The organism is Streptomyces sp. NPDC054794, from assembly GCF_053611585.1.
On the sequence record NZ_JBSHAQ010000106.1, the window covers coordinates 1 to 13,914 of the forward strand.

Here is a 13,914-nt window from a genome sequence, read left to right on the forward strand (position 1 = left end):
TCAACCGGGCTGGAGCGACCCGAGTCAAGGGTCGGTCGTAGGCCGATCGCCGAAGGCGACGCGGAGCGACAGCGCAGCGCCCTTTACTCGGGGCGTGGAAGCACGACACTGGTCAAGAAGCGGGCGGCCCCCACGGCAACCACTCACCCACCAGTGCCCAACCCGCCTCACGGCCACAGCAACCCCCGCTCCCATTCCCCCTCGCCCGCCCGCCGATACCGCACCCGTACGTGTCGTCGGTCCGCGTCGCCCTGGAAGAATTCGACCTCCTCCGGGTGGAGGCGGTAGAGGGTCCAGGTGGGGGACGGTGCCGTCGGGTTTCGGTGGGCCTCCGTCCAGGCGGTCTCCGATGCGTGGCGTAGCTCGTCCAGGGACCGGAGGTCCTCGCTCTGGCGGCCGGTCAGGGCCGCGGCCAGTGCCCCCGTCGAGCGGGCGTGGAGATCCGCCTGGCTCTCCTGCGACGGCGCCGACGTGACCGGGCCCCGTACCCGGACCTGGCGGCCGAGGGCGGGCCAGTAGAAGGCGAGGGCGGCGTAGGGGCGGGCGGCCAGTTGGCGGCCCTTGCGGCTCGTGGAGTGGGTCGCGAAGGACCAGCCGTCCTCGTCCGCCCCGTGCAGCATCACGATCCGTACGTCCGGCCGGCCGTCCTCGTCCGTCGTCGCCAACGACATGGTGTGCGGCTCGTTCTGCCCGGCCGCCACCGCCTCCGCGAACCACGTCGTGAACAGGGGGAGGGGGGATGACGGGGCCCCGGCCGGGTCGAAGGGGGGTAGCTCCGTGGTTTCGGGTGCCCAGACCCGCAGTGAGCGGAGGAGTTCGTGGAGATCCGTTGCTGCCATGGAGGCGAGTATCCCCGCGGGCAGGTCTCAGTCCCGGGCCAACACCACCGTTCCCGCCGAGCAGAACCACCCGCCGGTTCCGGAGGCGACGCCCAGGCAGGGCAACTCGCCGTGGCCCACCCGTACTTGCCGGTCCCCGCCCTCCCCGCGCAGTTGCCGTACCGCCTCCACCAGCAGGAACAGACCCCGCATCCCGGGATGCTGAGCCGACAGTCCGCCCCCGTCCGTGTTCACCGGCAGGTCCCCGCCCCGTACGAGCAGCCGCCCCTTGTCCACGAAGGCGCCGCCCTCGCCCTTCCCGCAGAACCCGAGGTCCTCCAGGGTCACCAGCGTCATGTAGGTGAACGCGTCGTACACCTCGGCGAAGTCGATCTCCTCCGGCCGCACCCCCGCCCGCTGGAACGCGAGCCGTCCGCTCACCGCCGCCGGGGACACCGTGAAGTCCGGCCACTCGGACATGGCGGCGTGGGAGACGTGCTCGCCGGTGCCGAGGATCCAGACGGGGGCGGTACGGCAGTCGCGTACGTACTCCTCCGCCGCCAGCAGCACCGCCGCGCCCCCGTCGGACCGTATGCAGCAGTGCAGCTTGGTGAAGGGGTCGGCGATCATCGGGCCGGACAGGACGTCGTCGACGGTGATCGGGTCCCGGAACATCGCCTCCGGGTTCAGCGCCGCGTTGGCCCTGGCCTGCACCGCGACCTCCGCCAACTGCTCGATCCGCGTGCCGTACTCGATCATGTGGCGGCGTGCGGCCATCGCGTACTTCGCGACGAGTGTGTGGCCGTACGGAACCTCGAACTGCAGTGGCCCCCTGGCCCCGAAGGACAGGTTCCCGGTGCGCCGGCCCGCCCGGATGTCCGCGCGGGCCGTGGAGCCGTAGACCAGCAGGACGGCGTTCGCGTGGCCGGCCGCTATCGCGTCCGCCGCGTGCGCGGCCATGACCTCCCAGGTCGAGCCGCCGACCGAGGTGGAGTCGACCCAGGTGGGGCGCAGGCCCAGGTACTCGGCCACCTCCACCGGTGCCAGCGTCCCGAGGCCGGCCGACGCGAGGCCGTCGACATGGGCGCGGTCCAGGCCGGCGTCGGCGAGGGCGCGACGGGCGGCCTGGGCGTGCAGCGCGTACGGGGTCGCGTCGTCCACGCGCCCGCAGGAGGACAGGGCCACACCGACGACGGCGACTTTCCTGCTGCTTGCTGTAGCCATGCGCCCGACGGTATCTGACGGTTCATCAGATATCCATGGCGCGGAGGCCGAGGCGCCTCACACCCCTGGGCATCCACACCTCCCCGCCCTAACATGACGCCCCGTCAGATCAGGGAACAGGCAAGTGGCAGGGAAGGGCAGCCATGGACGCCAGCTTCACCGCCGAACAGGACGAGATCCGCCGTACCCTGCGCGAACTGCTCCACAAACGCTGCGGCCCGGAGGAACTCCGCACCGCCCTCGACACCCCGGCCGGACACGACCGCGCCCTGTGGGCCGCCCTCGCCGAGCAGCTCGGCCTGCCGGGGCTGGCCCTCCCCGAGGCGTACGGCGGCATCGGCTGCTCGGCCACCGAACTCGCCCTCGCCTGCGAGGAGACCGGCCGCTTCCTGGTCCCCTCCCCGCTGTTCGCGACCGCCGTCCTCACGGCCCCGCTGATCCTCGCCCTCGGTACGGAGGCCCAGCGCGCCGACCTGCTGCCCCGCCTGGCCTCGGGCTCGCTGACCGCCACCCTCGCCGTACCCGGCACCGCGCTCGCCACCGCCCTCGCCCTGACCGGCGACAACGGCGGCGACTGGGCCGGGGGCGGCCGCGCGGGCGGGGTGCAGGCGCGCCGGGCGGGGCAAGGGTGGCGGCTCTACGGGCAGGTGGAGCAGGTGCTCGACGGGCACAGCGCCGGGCTGCTCCTGGTCGCGGCCCACACCGGCGGCTTCGCCCGCTCGCGCACCCTGCTCTTCCTGGTCTCCTCGGACGCGCCGGGCCTGGTCCGCACCCGGCAGACCGCCCTCGACGCCACCCGCCCCCAGGCCCGTCTCCAACTGCGGTACGTCGAAGCCGAGTTGCTCGGCGACGCCACCTCCGACACCGTCCCCGACCCGCTCCCGGCCCTGCGCGGCCACGGCGACGTCGTCGCCGCCGTGCTCGCCGCCGAGGCGGTGGGGGCCGCCGATCGGGCCCTGGAGCGGACCGTCGAGTACGTCAAGCAGCGGGAGCAGTTCGGGCGGCTGATCGGGTCCTTCCAGGCGGTCAAGCACCGGCTGGCCGATGTGTACGTCCAGGTGCAGGCCGCCCGCTCGGCGGCCTACTACGCGGCCTGGGCGGCGGCGCCCCCGTCCGCGGGCGCGGCGCCCGGCGCCCCGCCCGGGGCTCCGCCGCAAGGGCGGTGGCGGGAGACGGGCGGGCCGGTGGGCGGGCTCGCGCTCGCCCAGGCGCTGGAGGCGCTGCGGACGGCCGCGGGCGAGGGGATCCAGCTGCACGGCGGGATCGGGTTCACCTGGGAGCACGAGGCCCACCTGTACTTCAAGCGGGCGGCCGGGGACGAGCTGCTGTTCGGGCCGGTCCACCGGCTGCGCGCCCACGCGGCCGACTCGGTGCGGCTCTTCGAGCAGGGGGAGGTGGCGGTCTGATGGCGGGCTTCGGTGTGCGGCTGGTGCAGAAGGTGTCCTCGACCCGGGGCTTCGCGAAGGTGGCCCCGCATCTGATTCCGGCGCTGGACCGGGGCGTCCACCGGGTCACGCGCGGGAAGGTGCTGCTCAGCGCGCAGTTGCTGCCGGGGGTCGTGCTGACGGTCACGGGGGCGCGCAGCGGGCTGGCGCGGCGTACGCCGCTCGCCTGCATGCCCGAGGAGGGCGGGCGCGGCTGGATTCTCGTCGGGTCCAACTTCGGGCGGACCGACCATCCGGCCTGGACCCACAACCTCCTCGCCCACCCCGACGCCTCCGTCAGCTGGAAGGGCGAGGAGATCCCGGTGACGGCCCGGTTGCTGGCGGGGGAGGAGCGGGCGGCGGCCTGGCAGGCGCTGCTGGCGTTCTGGCCGCCGTACGCGACGTACCAGGCGCGGGTGGACCGGGAGATCCGGGTCTTCCGGATCGTACGAAGGCAGCCGTAGGCACCGCAAAGTCGCCGGGCGGCCCTACAGCGTCGCCAGGCGCTCCACCAGCAGCAGCGCCCCGATGCCCAGCATCGCCGCGCCCGACGTGCGGGTCACCGCACGGGCCGCCGCCGGGCGCGCGCCGAGCAGGGCGCGGGAGAGGGCGCCGACCGTGAGGTAGACGGCGGCGCAGCAGGCCATGTGGAGGAGCCCGAGCGTGGCGGTCTGGACGGGGACGGGCAGGTGGTGCCCGTCGCCCGTGGTCAGGAACTGGGGGAGTACGGACAGGTACAGCAGCAGGCCCTTGGGGTTGAGTCCGCTGATCGCGGCGCCGCGCAGGAAGACGCGTCCGGCGCTCGCGCCGACGGCCGCCTCCGTGCCGCCGGCCGGGCCCGCCCCGTCACCCGGCCCCGCCCCGGGCACCCCCGGCCTGCGCAGCACTCCCCACCCCAGCCACACCAGATACCCGGCCCCCGCCACCGTGAGCGCGGTCAGCAGCCGGGGCGAGCCCGCGACCAGTACCGCGAGACCCGCCGTCGCCAGTGCCGTGTGCAGCGCGTAGCCCGCGACGAGGCCCGACACGGCCGTGAGCACCGACCTGCCGCGCAGTCCGGCCGCGATGGTGTACGCCCAGTCGGCGCCCGGCACGCACACCAGCAGCAGGTCCACGGCGAGGAAGGAGAGAAGGAGTCCCGAGTCCATGGAGGTGACGTTAGGCGGGAATGTCCCGAAAGTGTTCCTGAAATTTGCCCATGATCGCGGGTTCTGGGCAAATATCTACTTCATGGATGACGTGGACCAGAAGATCCTTGCCGAGCTGCAGCAGGACGGCCGGCTGACCGTGACCGAGCTGGCCGCGCGGGTGCGGCTGAGCGTCTCGCCGTGTCACCGGCGGCTGCGCGAGCTGGAGCGGTCGGGCGCCATCCAGGGGTACCGGGCGGTGGTCGACCCGGCCGCCCTCGGGCTGAACTTCGAGGCGCTGGTCTTCGTCTCCATGCGGCAGGAGGACCGGGACACGGTCGCCGACTTCGAGCGGGCGGTCAGCGAGGTGGAGTACGTGCTCGACGCGCAGCGGCTGTTCGGCGAGCCGGACTATCTGCTGCGCGTGGCCACCGCCGATCTCGCCGCCTTCCAGCGGCTGTACGACGAGCGGCTGGCGACGCTGCCGGGGGTGCAGCGGCTGACGTCCACACTGGTGATGAAGCACGTGGTGCGGGACCGGCCGCTGCCCGCCTAGCGCGACGGGCGGCAGCTCACCTCGGTGAACTGCCGCCCGCGAGACAGGACTTGGAGTCGGTATCGGCCCGTTGGCGTCAAGGGCTACTTCGTCGGCTTCTTCCCGGTCACGCCCAGATGCACCAACAGCGCCAGGTTCGGCTTGAGTTCGGCCTGTTTGACACCCCAGGTCTGGAAGCCCTTCTGGTGTCCGGCCACCGCCGCGAGCATCGCGACCAGGGAACCCGCGATCGCCGCGGGGTTCACGTCCTTGTCGATCCTGCCCTTGGACTGGAGTTCGGCAATCGAGTCCGAGAGGGAGTTGTTCACCGAGTTCAGGATCTTCATGCGGATCTTGTAGAACCGTTTGTCCCCTTCTGCGGCACCCAAGTCCACGACACGCAGGATCGCGTCGTTCTTGCGCCAGAACTCCAGGAACCCGTCGACGAGTTCCTGGGCGGTCTGCCAGCCCGCCTTGCCGACCCAGGACCGCCCTTCGAGGAGCTCGGTCAACCCGGCGCCCTCGGCGGCCATTTGATCGGCGATCTCCAGGACGGCGCCTTCGACGTCCGGGAAGTACTGGTAGAAGGTCGCGGGCGAAGTGCCCGCCTTCCGGGCGACATCGATGACCTTGACGTCCCGGTAGGGGGAGGAGCTGAGCATCTCGCTGAGGCAGTCGAGCAGCTTCTGCCGGGTCGCCTGCCCACGCCGGCCGGCCACGCGGCCGTCGACGGTACGCACTTGTCCTGTCATGCCGTCAGCTTACCGAGGGGTGATCGGAGCGCGATTCGGCCGACTGCAAATGGGGTGCATGGGGGTGCGGAGGGTGGTGTGCCTGGTCTGCGGGTTGCGCGCGGCGCAGTTACTTTGGCGGCATGGCCGAAAACAGGGCATCGGTGTACGGAGAGGGCGTCCCGTGCTGGGTGGACGCGCAGCTTCCCGACGTGGAAGCGGGGAAGCGGTTCTACGGTGAGCTCTTCGGGTGGACCTTCGAGGACGCCGTCGGCACCTTGGTGTGGGCGCGCAAGGACGGCTCGCCCGTCGCCACGCTCGGGCACAAGACGGACGGCCGTATGCCCACCGTGTGGACGGTGTATTTCGCGACCCCGGACGCGGCGGCGCTGTGCCGCCGGATCCTGGCGGCCGGCGGGCAGGTGGTGACGGCGCCCACGCGGATCGAGGCACTGGGCACGGCCGCCCTCGCCGTCGACCCCGCAGGCGCCGTCTTCGGCCTGTGGCAGCCGGGCAGCCACAGCGGCTTCGGGGCGCGGCACGAGCCGGGCACCTTCGCCTGGGTCCAGCTCTACACCCGGGACACCGAGGAGGCCAACGCCTTCTACGGCGAGCTCTTCCACGACGCCCTGTTCGCCGAGGACACCGAGCCCGATTTCGGCCGTGCGCCCGTCTCCGACGTCTTCCCGGCCGAGATGCCCTCGCACTTCCTCGTCCACTTCCGGGTGGAGGACCTCGACGACGCGCTGGAGGCGGTGCGCGGGCTCGGCGGGCGGGTGCAGGCGCCACCCTTTGAGACGTCGTACGGCACTGTGGCCGTCGTGACCGACAATCAGGGGGCGTCGTTCGCGCTGCTCCAGCGCTAGCGACGGCGGAAGCGGCACCGCAAGCGGCCGCGGAATGTCTCGTTTATCACGAGACACCCCGATAAATCACCGGGTTCGCAACCTGTGCCCGAGCCAGGAAGAATCGGGGTGCGTGCCGCCACGGCGGTGCGGTGGTGAGACGCTGCACGGGGTCGCGTACATATGTGGGTGACGCGGCTCGTACGGGGAGGTGGCAGGCAAGTGGTGGATCAGCTGACGCAGCACGATCCGCGGCGGATCGGGCCGTTCGAGGTGCTGGGACGGCTGGGTGCCGGCGGCATGGGGCTGGTCTATCTCGCGCGCTCGGCGTCCGGCCGGCGCGTGGCGATCAAGACGGTCCGGACCGAGCTCGCCGAGGACCAGCTCTTCCGTGTCCGCTTCACGCGCGAGGTGGAGGCGGCCCGGGCGGTCTCCGGCTTCTACACGGCGGCCGTCGTCGACGCCGACCCGCGCGCCGCCGTGCCGTGGCTGGCCACCGCGTACGTCCCCGCGCCCTCCCTCGAAGAAATAGTGAACGACTGCGGGCCGCTCCCGGCCCAGGCGGTGCGCTGGCTGGCGGCGGGCGTGGCGGAGGCCCTGCAGTCCATCCACGGCGCCGGGCTGGTCCACCGCGACCTCAAGCCCTCCAACGTGCTCGTCGTCGAGGACGGACCCCGCGTCATCGACTTCGGTATCGCGTCCGGCGTCTCGAACACCCGTTTGACGATGACGAACGTCGCCGTCGGCACCCCCGCCTACATGTCCCCCGAGCAGGCCAAGGACTCGCGGAGCGTGACCGGCGCCAGCGACGTCTTCTCGCTCGGCTCGATGCTGGTGTTCGCCGCCACCGGACACCCGCCCTTCCACGGCGCCAACCCCGTCGAGACCGTCTTCATGCTGCTGCGCGAGGGCCCCGACCTGGAGGGCCTCCCGGACGAGCTGCGTCCGCTGATCGAGTCCTGCATGCAGATGGAGGCCACCGGCCGGCCCAACCCCGCCGACCTCCAGGCCCAGCTCGCCCCGCACCTGTTCGGCTCCGGCTCCGACGACAGCGGCACGGCCTCGGCCTGGCTGCCCGAGAAGGCCGTCGCCCTCATCGAGTCCCGCCGCGGCGGCCGCCCGGCGGTCAAGCCCGCCCCCGCCGGCCCGCGCAGCGGCGGACGGGCCGCGCTGCCGCCTCCGCCCTCGCACGACCCGGTGATCCCGGGGCCGTCCCTGCCGGTCGGCGCCCCGGCGGGCGCCCCCGACACCGGCCCCGTCCGGCTGGCCGGCGCCCCGGTGCCCATCGGCCCAGGCCCGCGCGTCGCCGACGCCCGCGCCGCCGCGGTCAAGGCACCCCCGCCGGAGGCCGGCCTGGTCGCCAGCTGGTCCCGCCCGCGCCCCGGGGTCAACGGCGCCGATCCCGCCGTACCGGCGCCCCCGCCCGCGCCGCCGGAGACGGCGTCCGGCTGGCGCCCCTGGCGCTTCCGCATGTCCAACGACGTGTGGGGCACCCCGTCCGTCGACGGCGACCTCGTCTACGTCACCTCCTTCGAGGTGCACGCCCTGGACGTGGGCACCGGCCGGCGCCGCTTCAAGACCCGGGACGTGGCCTGGTCGATGGCGGTCGCGGACGGTCGTATCCACGCCTCCGACGGCCCCACCCTGTTCACCCTGGAGGCCCGCGAGGGCGCCGACCTGTGGCGGCTGTCCACGGAGTCCTGGGTGTACTCCCTGCACGCCGACCGGGGCACGGTCGTCACCGGCACCCGCGGCGGCGGCGTGCAGGCCTGGGAGGCCTCCAACGGGCAGAAGCTGTGGGAGATCAGCGGCTGCCAGACCGACTTCGAGTCCCCCGAGGCCGGACCCGCCGTCCACGACGGCACCGTCTACGTCTGGCAGGACGCCCGGCTGCGCGCCCTGGACGCCCGCACGGGCGAGGAGCGCTGGTCCTACCCCATCGGCGACGCGGCCTCCTGCGGCGGCGTCCCGGTCCGCCTCACCCCGGCGCCGGACGGCTACGTCTACATCTCCGCGGGCACCCGCGTCCTCGCCGTCGACGTGGCGAGCGGCATGGTGCGCTGGCACTTCGAGGCCCCCGCGGTCTTCCTCTGCCCGCCCACCTTCGTCCCCGGCCCGGCGGTCACCGGCGGCGGCATCTACCTCGCCGACTACCTCGGCACGGTGTACGCCCTCGACGCCACCGACGGCCGCGACCGCTGGCGCATCGCCACCGAGGCCCGCGCCTCCATCGATCCGGTGCTGGTCGCCGCGGGCCACGTCCACGTCGGCAGCGGCAAGGGCCTCTACACCCTGGACGCGGTCACCGGCACCCCCAAGTGGCGCTTCCAGTCCGGCGGCGACATCGTCGGCGCCCCCGCGGTCGCCGAGGGCCGGATCCACTTCGGCTCCACCGACCACCTGCTGTACACCCTGAAGGCCGACGACGGACGCCTGCGCTGGAAGCTGGCCACCGGCGGCGAGATCACCGGCTCCCCGGTCGTCAAGGACGGTGTGGTGTACGCCTGCAGCAAGGACCGCTGCGTCTACGCCCTCGACGCGGAGAAGGGCACGGGCACCGCGCGCACGGCGTGACGGGACTCCTCGGGGACGGCCGCCGTACCAGTAGTCGCACGGAAGGGGCTGTGGACGGCGGCCGTCTCTCCGGGGAGGGCTCCTCGCTCTCACAGCAGACGCTACGCCCGGCGGACGGTGCCCGCCACGCGTACGACTGGTGACTCAGCGTATACGGTACGTCCGCCCGTCACGCCCGGCGAACAGCTCCGCCTGCCGCTCGGCCGGCAGGTTCCCCAGCGCGATCAGATGCGGCGCCTGCGCGAACGCCTGTGCCCGGCCCGCCTCCTTCGCCGCCCACAGCGCCCGCACCGTCCCCTGCACGGCCTCCGTCGGATACCCGGCCAGCACGACCGCGCACCGCACCGCCGCCTCCAACGCCGCCCCCGGCTCGGTGAGTTCGGAGACGAGCCCGATCTCGTACGCCCGCCGCGCCCCGATCCGTTCGGCGTTGCCCATGAGCGCCATCCGCGCGACCTCCCCGTAGGGCATGCGCTGCGCCATCAGCACGGACTCGTAGGCGCTGACCATGCCGTAGCCGGTGTGCGGGTCGAAGAAGGCGGCGGTGGTGTCCGCGACGATGAAGTCCGACTCCCCGAGGAGATAGAAGGCGCCCCCGCAGGCCATCCCGCTCACGGCGGCGACGACCGGCTTCCACACGTCGTTCGCCTTCGGTCCGACGCGCAGCAGCGGATCGTCCTGCATGTACGGCGACGACGGCTGCGGCACCACGGCGTCCCGGTCGAGCCCCGTACTGAAGGCCCGCTCCCCGGCGCCGGTGAGCACGACGGCCCGTACGGAGTCGTCGAACCGCAACTGCCGCCAGATGTCGGCGAGTTCACCGGCCATGGCGAGATCGATGGCGTTCAGTCTCGCGGGCCGGTCCAGGGTGACCACCGCGACGCCGGTGTCCTTGTCGGCGCTGACGCGCAGGGTGCCGCTCACGAGCGCTCCAGGACCCACTGCGGAAGCCCGCTGCCGGGATCGAACACGAACTGCACGCGGGCCCCGATCCGCACGCGCTCCTCGGGAACGGAGTCGAGCGGCGCACCGGGCCCGCTCACCAGATTCCCCACGAGCCGTATCCGGGGCGCGTCGTCGAGCTCGACGAGGACGACGTGGTACGGGGCCTGCGCGGCGTAGTCGGGCAGCAGCGGCGGATGGGGGCGGACGTACGACCAGATGCGCCCCCGCCCGTCCGTCCGCCGCCACTCGCAGGCGAAGGACCGGCAGTGCGGGCAGCAGGGCCGGGGCGGGAAACGCACCTCGCCGCACTCGGCGCAGGCCTGCACGCGGAGCTCGCCGCGGCCGGCGTACTCCCAGAAGGGGGCGCCGTCGGGATCGATGACGGGAGACAGCATGTCGGTCAACTCCTCAGCAGCAGCGCGGACGTGGGGACTCCCTCGCCCGCCGTGACCAGGCAGGTGGAGGCGCCGGGGACCTGGGCGGTGCTGGTTCCGCGCAGCTGCTTCACGCCCTCGGTGATGAGGTTGAAGCCGTGGACGTACGCCTCGGAGAGCCCGCCCCCTCCGGTGTTGATGGGCAGCCGCCCGCCGATCTCCAGGGCGCCCCCCTCGGTGAACGCCCCGCCCTCGCCCCTCCCGCAGAACCCGTAGCCCTCCAGCGACAGCGGTATCAGCGGGCTGAACGCGTCGTATATCTGGGCGACGTCCACATCCTCCGGGGTGAGGTCGGCGTGCTTCCACAGATGCCGGGCGGCGGTCCAGGCCGGGCCGGTGAGGGGGTCGTCGTTCCAGTAGTTCACCATGCCGTGGTGCTGGGCGGGCAGCCCCTGGGCGGCGGAGTGGACGTACACCGGCCGCCGCCGGCAGTCCCGGGCCCGCTCGGCGGAGACGACCACGCAGGCCAACGCGCCGTCCGTCTCCAGGCAGTTGTCGAAGAGGCAGAGGGGCTCGCTGATCCACCGGGAGGTCATGTACATCTCCCTGGTCAGGGGCCGCTCGTACATGATCGCGTCCGGGTTCTGGTTGGCCCGGTTGCGGCAGGCGAGGGCGACGTTGAAGAGGTGGTCGCGCGTGGCGCCGTACTCGTGCATGTAGCGGCGGGCGAGCATCGCGATCTCGTCCACGGGCCGCAGCAGCCCGAAGGGCCGGGTCCACTGGGCCGGCGTGGGCAGCTGAACGGCGGTGTTGGTCCAGGGCCTGGGCCCGCTCCCGCGCTTGCGCGACCGCCAGGCGACCCCCACGGTGGCCTGCCCGGCGGCGATGGCGGTGGCCAGGTGCGCGACGGTCGCGCAGGAACCGCCCCCGCCGTACCCGATCTTGCTGAAGAAGGTGAGATCACCGAACCCGACCGCCTTGGCGAGCTCGACCTCCTCCGTCTCCTCCATCGTGAAGGAGGCGAGTGCGTCGACCTCGCCGGGATCGATCCCGGCGTCGTCGAGGGCGGCGAGGACGGCCCGGCAGGCGAGGGTCCTCTCGTCCTCGGGAAGCCGCTTGGCGAATCCGGTCTGCCCGATCCCGACGATGGCGGTGGCGTCCTTGATCCCCACGGCACCGGCTCCCCCGGCTCCTCCCTGCCCTCTGACCCTTCCTGATCCTCTTGCCCCTCCCGCCTTTTCCGCTCCTCCGGCCATGCCGCGCCCACCTCCGCAATGCCATGCCCACCCTGTGCTGACAGCCCGTCAGGTTACAGCTAATCTGACGGTCAGTCAGCTACGTGTTGGGGAGGCTGGGTGGTCGTGCGCGGTGACGTGGATTGGGGCAGCATTCCGGGCCTGGTGCGGTCGGCGGCGGAGCGGTACGCGGACGCCGAGGCGGTGGTCGACGGCCGGACGAGGATCTCGTACGCCGAACTCGGCGCGCGCGTGGAACGGGCGGCCGCCGCCTGCCTCGCCAACGGCGTCGAGGTGGGCGACCGGGTGGCCATCTGGGCCCCCAACTCCCTCGACTGGATCGTCGCGGCACTCGGCGCGGTGTCGGCGGGCGCGGTCCTGGTCCCTCTCAACACGCGCTTCAAGGGTACGGAGGCGGCCGACGTCCTGCGCCGCAGCGGCACTCGGCTCCTGTTCGTGACGGGCACGTTCCTCGGGACCTCGTACGTGGCGTCGCTGCGGCGCGCGGCCGGCGAGGGCGACGCCGCCTCGGGCCCGCTCCCTGGCCTGCCGGCGCTCCGACAGGCGGTGGTCCTCTCGGAGGACGCCCCGCCCGGCTTCCGCACCTGGAAGGACTTCCTGGCGAGCGGCGAAGGCGTCGGGGACCGGGAAGTACGCGGGCGCGCCGCCCGGTTGGACGGCGGCTGCGCCTCGGACATCATCTTCACGTCGGGGACGACGGGCCGCCCGAAGGGCGCGCTGATCACCCACGCGCAGACGCTGCGGGCGTACGAGATCTGGGCGGACCTGGCCGGCCTGCGCTCGACCGACCGCTACCTGATCGTGAACCCCTTCTTCCACACCTTCGGCTACAAGGCCGGGGTCATCGCGTGCCTGATGCGTGGCGCGACGATGATCCCGCAGCCGGTCTTCAACGTGGACACGGCGTTGGCGAACATCGCGGCGGAGCGGGTGTCGGTCCTGCCCGGCCCCCCGACCCTCCACCAGTCCCTCCTCGACCACCCCGCCCGCGACGCGCACGACCTCTCGGCGCTGCGCCTGGTCGTGACGGGGGCGGCGGTGGTCCCGCTACGGCTGGTGGAGCGTCTCAGGGGCGAACTCGGCGTCGGCACCGTCCTGACGGCCTACGGCCTCTCGGAGGCGAGCGGCATCGTCACGATGTGCCGCCGCGGCGACGACCCCACGGTGATCGCGTCGACGTCGGGCCGGGCGATACCCGGCACGGAGGTCCGGATCGCCGACGGGGCGGGGGCGCCGCTGGGTCCGGGGGTGCCGGGCGAGGTCCTGGTCCGCGGCTTCAACGTCATGCGCGGCTACTACGAGGACGAGACGGCAACGGGGGAGGTGATCACCGAGGACGGCTGGCTGCACACGGGCGACGTGGGCGTGCTGGACCCGGCGGGCAACCTCCGCATCACGGACCGCCTGAAGGACATGTTCATCGTCGGCGGCTTCAACGCGTACCCCGCTGAGATCGAGCAACTCCTCGGCCTGCACCCCGACGTGGCCGACGTGGCGGTCATCGGCACCCCGGACCCCCGCCTCGGCGAGGTCGGCAAGGCATTCGTGGTCCGCCGCCCCGACGCCCTCCTGACAGCGGACGACCTCATCGCCTGGTCCCGCCGCGAAATGGCCAACTACAAGGTCCCGAGATCGGTGGAGTTCGTGGGCGAACTGCCGAGGAACGCGAGCGGGAAGGTGGTGAAGGGGGAGCTGCGGGGGCGGTGAGGGGGATGGGAGCGGGGGTTGCTGTGGCCGTGAGGCGGGTTGGGCACTGGTGGGTGAGTGGTTGCCGTGGGGGCCGCCCGCTTCTTGGCCAGTGTCGTGCTTGCGCGCCCCGAGTAAAGGGCGCTGCGCTGTCGCTCCGCGTCGCCTTCGGCGATCGGCCTACGACCGACCCTTGACTCGGGTCGCTCCAGCCCGGTTGAGAAGCGAGCGGGCGGCCCGGAAGAACGGGTGGCTGGGCGGGGTTCGCGGGCGTCGGTCGGATCGTGTCCCGGGTGATGGTGTAGCCGATCAATCGGTCGTCGTGTTGGTGGTGTTGGGTAGTGCGGGGGCGCTGTCGGGGCGCTCGGGGTAGAG

Annotated in this window: 13 protein-coding genes; 6 read left to right on the forward strand and 7 right to left on the reverse strand. The window is 72.8% G+C overall.

The features are described 5' to 3' along the window. Window positions 1–167: 167 nt before the first annotated feature. Both ACWGKT_RS47235 and ACWGKT_RS47240 read right to left on the reverse strand, forming a co-directional pair. The gene (locus ACWGKT_RS47235) at window positions 168–839 is read right to left on the reverse strand and encodes a pyridoxal 5'-phosphate synthase (protein WP_453278621.1); all 672 of its coding nucleotides are present in this window, start codon (window positions 837–839) and stop codon (window positions 168–170) included. Between the two features lie 27 nt (window positions 840–866). Continuing rightward, window positions 867–2,042, reverse strand: coding sequence for a thiolase C-terminal domain-containing protein (locus ACWGKT_RS47240; RefSeq protein WP_453278622.1), 1,176 nt, complete (start codon window positions 2,040–2,042; stop codon window positions 867–869). A gap of 143 nt (window positions 2,043–2,185) precedes the next feature. On the opposite strand from ACWGKT_RS47240, the gene ACWGKT_RS47245 reads away from it, so the two are divergent. Then, window positions 2,186–3,448, forward strand: a complete 1,263-nt coding sequence (locus tag ACWGKT_RS47245; RefSeq protein WP_453278623.1) for an acyl-CoA dehydrogenase family protein — start codon at window positions 2,186–2,188, stop codon at window positions 3,446–3,448. Continuing rightward, complete coding sequence (locus ACWGKT_RS47250) at window positions 3,448–3,930, forward strand: nitroreductase family deazaflavin-dependent oxidoreductase (RefSeq protein ID WP_235460609.1); 483 nt, start codon at window positions 3,448–3,450, stop codon at window positions 3,928–3,930. The genes ACWGKT_RS47245 and ACWGKT_RS47250 overlap by 1 nt, the downstream gene beginning before the upstream one ends. 24 nt (window positions 3,931–3,954) lie before the next feature. Here the strand turns inward: ACWGKT_RS47250 and ACWGKT_RS47255 are convergent, their stop codons facing one another. Then, on the reverse strand, window positions 3,955–4,614 hold the full coding sequence (locus ACWGKT_RS47255) for a LysE family translocator (RefSeq protein WP_453278624.1): 660 nt from the start codon (window positions 4,612–4,614) through the stop codon (window positions 3,955–3,957). An 82-nt stretch (window positions 4,615–4,696) separates the two neighbouring features. Between ACWGKT_RS47255 and ACWGKT_RS47260 the strand changes: the two genes are divergently transcribed. Continuing rightward, complete coding sequence (locus tag ACWGKT_RS47260) at window positions 4,697–5,149, forward strand: Lrp/AsnC family transcriptional regulator (RefSeq protein WP_235460607.1); 453 nt, start codon at window positions 4,697–4,699, stop codon at window positions 5,147–5,149. Between the two features lie 83 nt (window positions 5,150–5,232). Here the strand turns inward: ACWGKT_RS47260 and ACWGKT_RS47265 are convergent, their stop codons facing one another. Further along, window positions 5,233–5,868 (reverse strand): TetR family transcriptional regulator, encoded by a 636-nt coding sequence (locus ACWGKT_RS47265; RefSeq protein WP_235460610.1) that lies wholly within the window; start codon window positions 5,866–5,868, stop codon window positions 5,233–5,235. 134 nt (window positions 5,869–6,002) lie between these two features. On the opposite strand from ACWGKT_RS47265, the gene ACWGKT_RS47270 reads away from it, so the two are divergent. Together ACWGKT_RS47270 and ACWGKT_RS47275 are read left to right on the forward strand one after the other, a co-directional pair. Then, window positions 6,003–6,725 carry a VOC family protein gene (locus ACWGKT_RS47270; protein WP_453278625.1) on the forward strand — a complete coding sequence of 241 codons (723 nt, stop codon included), beginning with the start codon at window positions 6,003–6,005 and terminating at the stop codon, window positions 6,723–6,725. 201 nt (window positions 6,726–6,926) lie between these two features. Next, complete coding sequence (locus ACWGKT_RS47275) at window positions 6,927–9,278, forward strand: outer membrane protein assembly factor BamB family protein (RefSeq protein WP_453278626.1); 2,352 nt, start codon at window positions 6,927–6,929, stop codon at window positions 9,276–9,278. Window positions 9,279–9,422: 144 nt separating this feature from the next. Here the strand turns inward: ACWGKT_RS47275 and ACWGKT_RS47280 are convergent, their stop codons facing one another. From ACWGKT_RS47280 to ACWGKT_RS47290, 3 genes are read right to left on the reverse strand one after another with little or no spacing between them, the layout of a single operon-like run. After that, entirely contained in the window at window positions 9,423–10,202 is a 780-nt protein-coding gene (locus ACWGKT_RS47280) for an enoyl-CoA hydratase/isomerase family protein (protein ID WP_453278627.1), read from the reverse strand. Then, window positions 10,199–10,618, reverse strand: a complete 420-nt coding sequence (locus ACWGKT_RS47285) for a Zn-ribbon domain-containing OB-fold protein (RefSeq protein ID WP_453278628.1) — start codon at window positions 10,616–10,618, stop codon at window positions 10,199–10,201. Before ACWGKT_RS47285 ends, ACWGKT_RS47280 begins: the two co-directional genes overlap by 4 nt. Window positions 10,619–10,623: 5 nt before the next feature. Then, a complete protein-coding gene (locus ACWGKT_RS47290; RefSeq protein WP_453278629.1) occupies window positions 10,624–11,769 on the reverse strand; it encodes a lipid-transfer protein in 1,146 nt (381 codons plus the stop codon). Between the two features lie 189 nt (window positions 11,770–11,958). Here ACWGKT_RS47290 and ACWGKT_RS47295 point away from each other — a divergent pair, with 189 nt between their 5' ends. Next, window positions 11,959–13,560: a FadD3 family acyl-CoA ligase gene (locus ACWGKT_RS47295; RefSeq protein WP_453278630.1), complete on the forward strand. Its 1,602-nt coding sequence runs from the start codon at window positions 11,959–11,961 to the stop codon at window positions 13,558–13,560. Window positions 13,561–13,914: the final 354 nt, after the last annotated feature.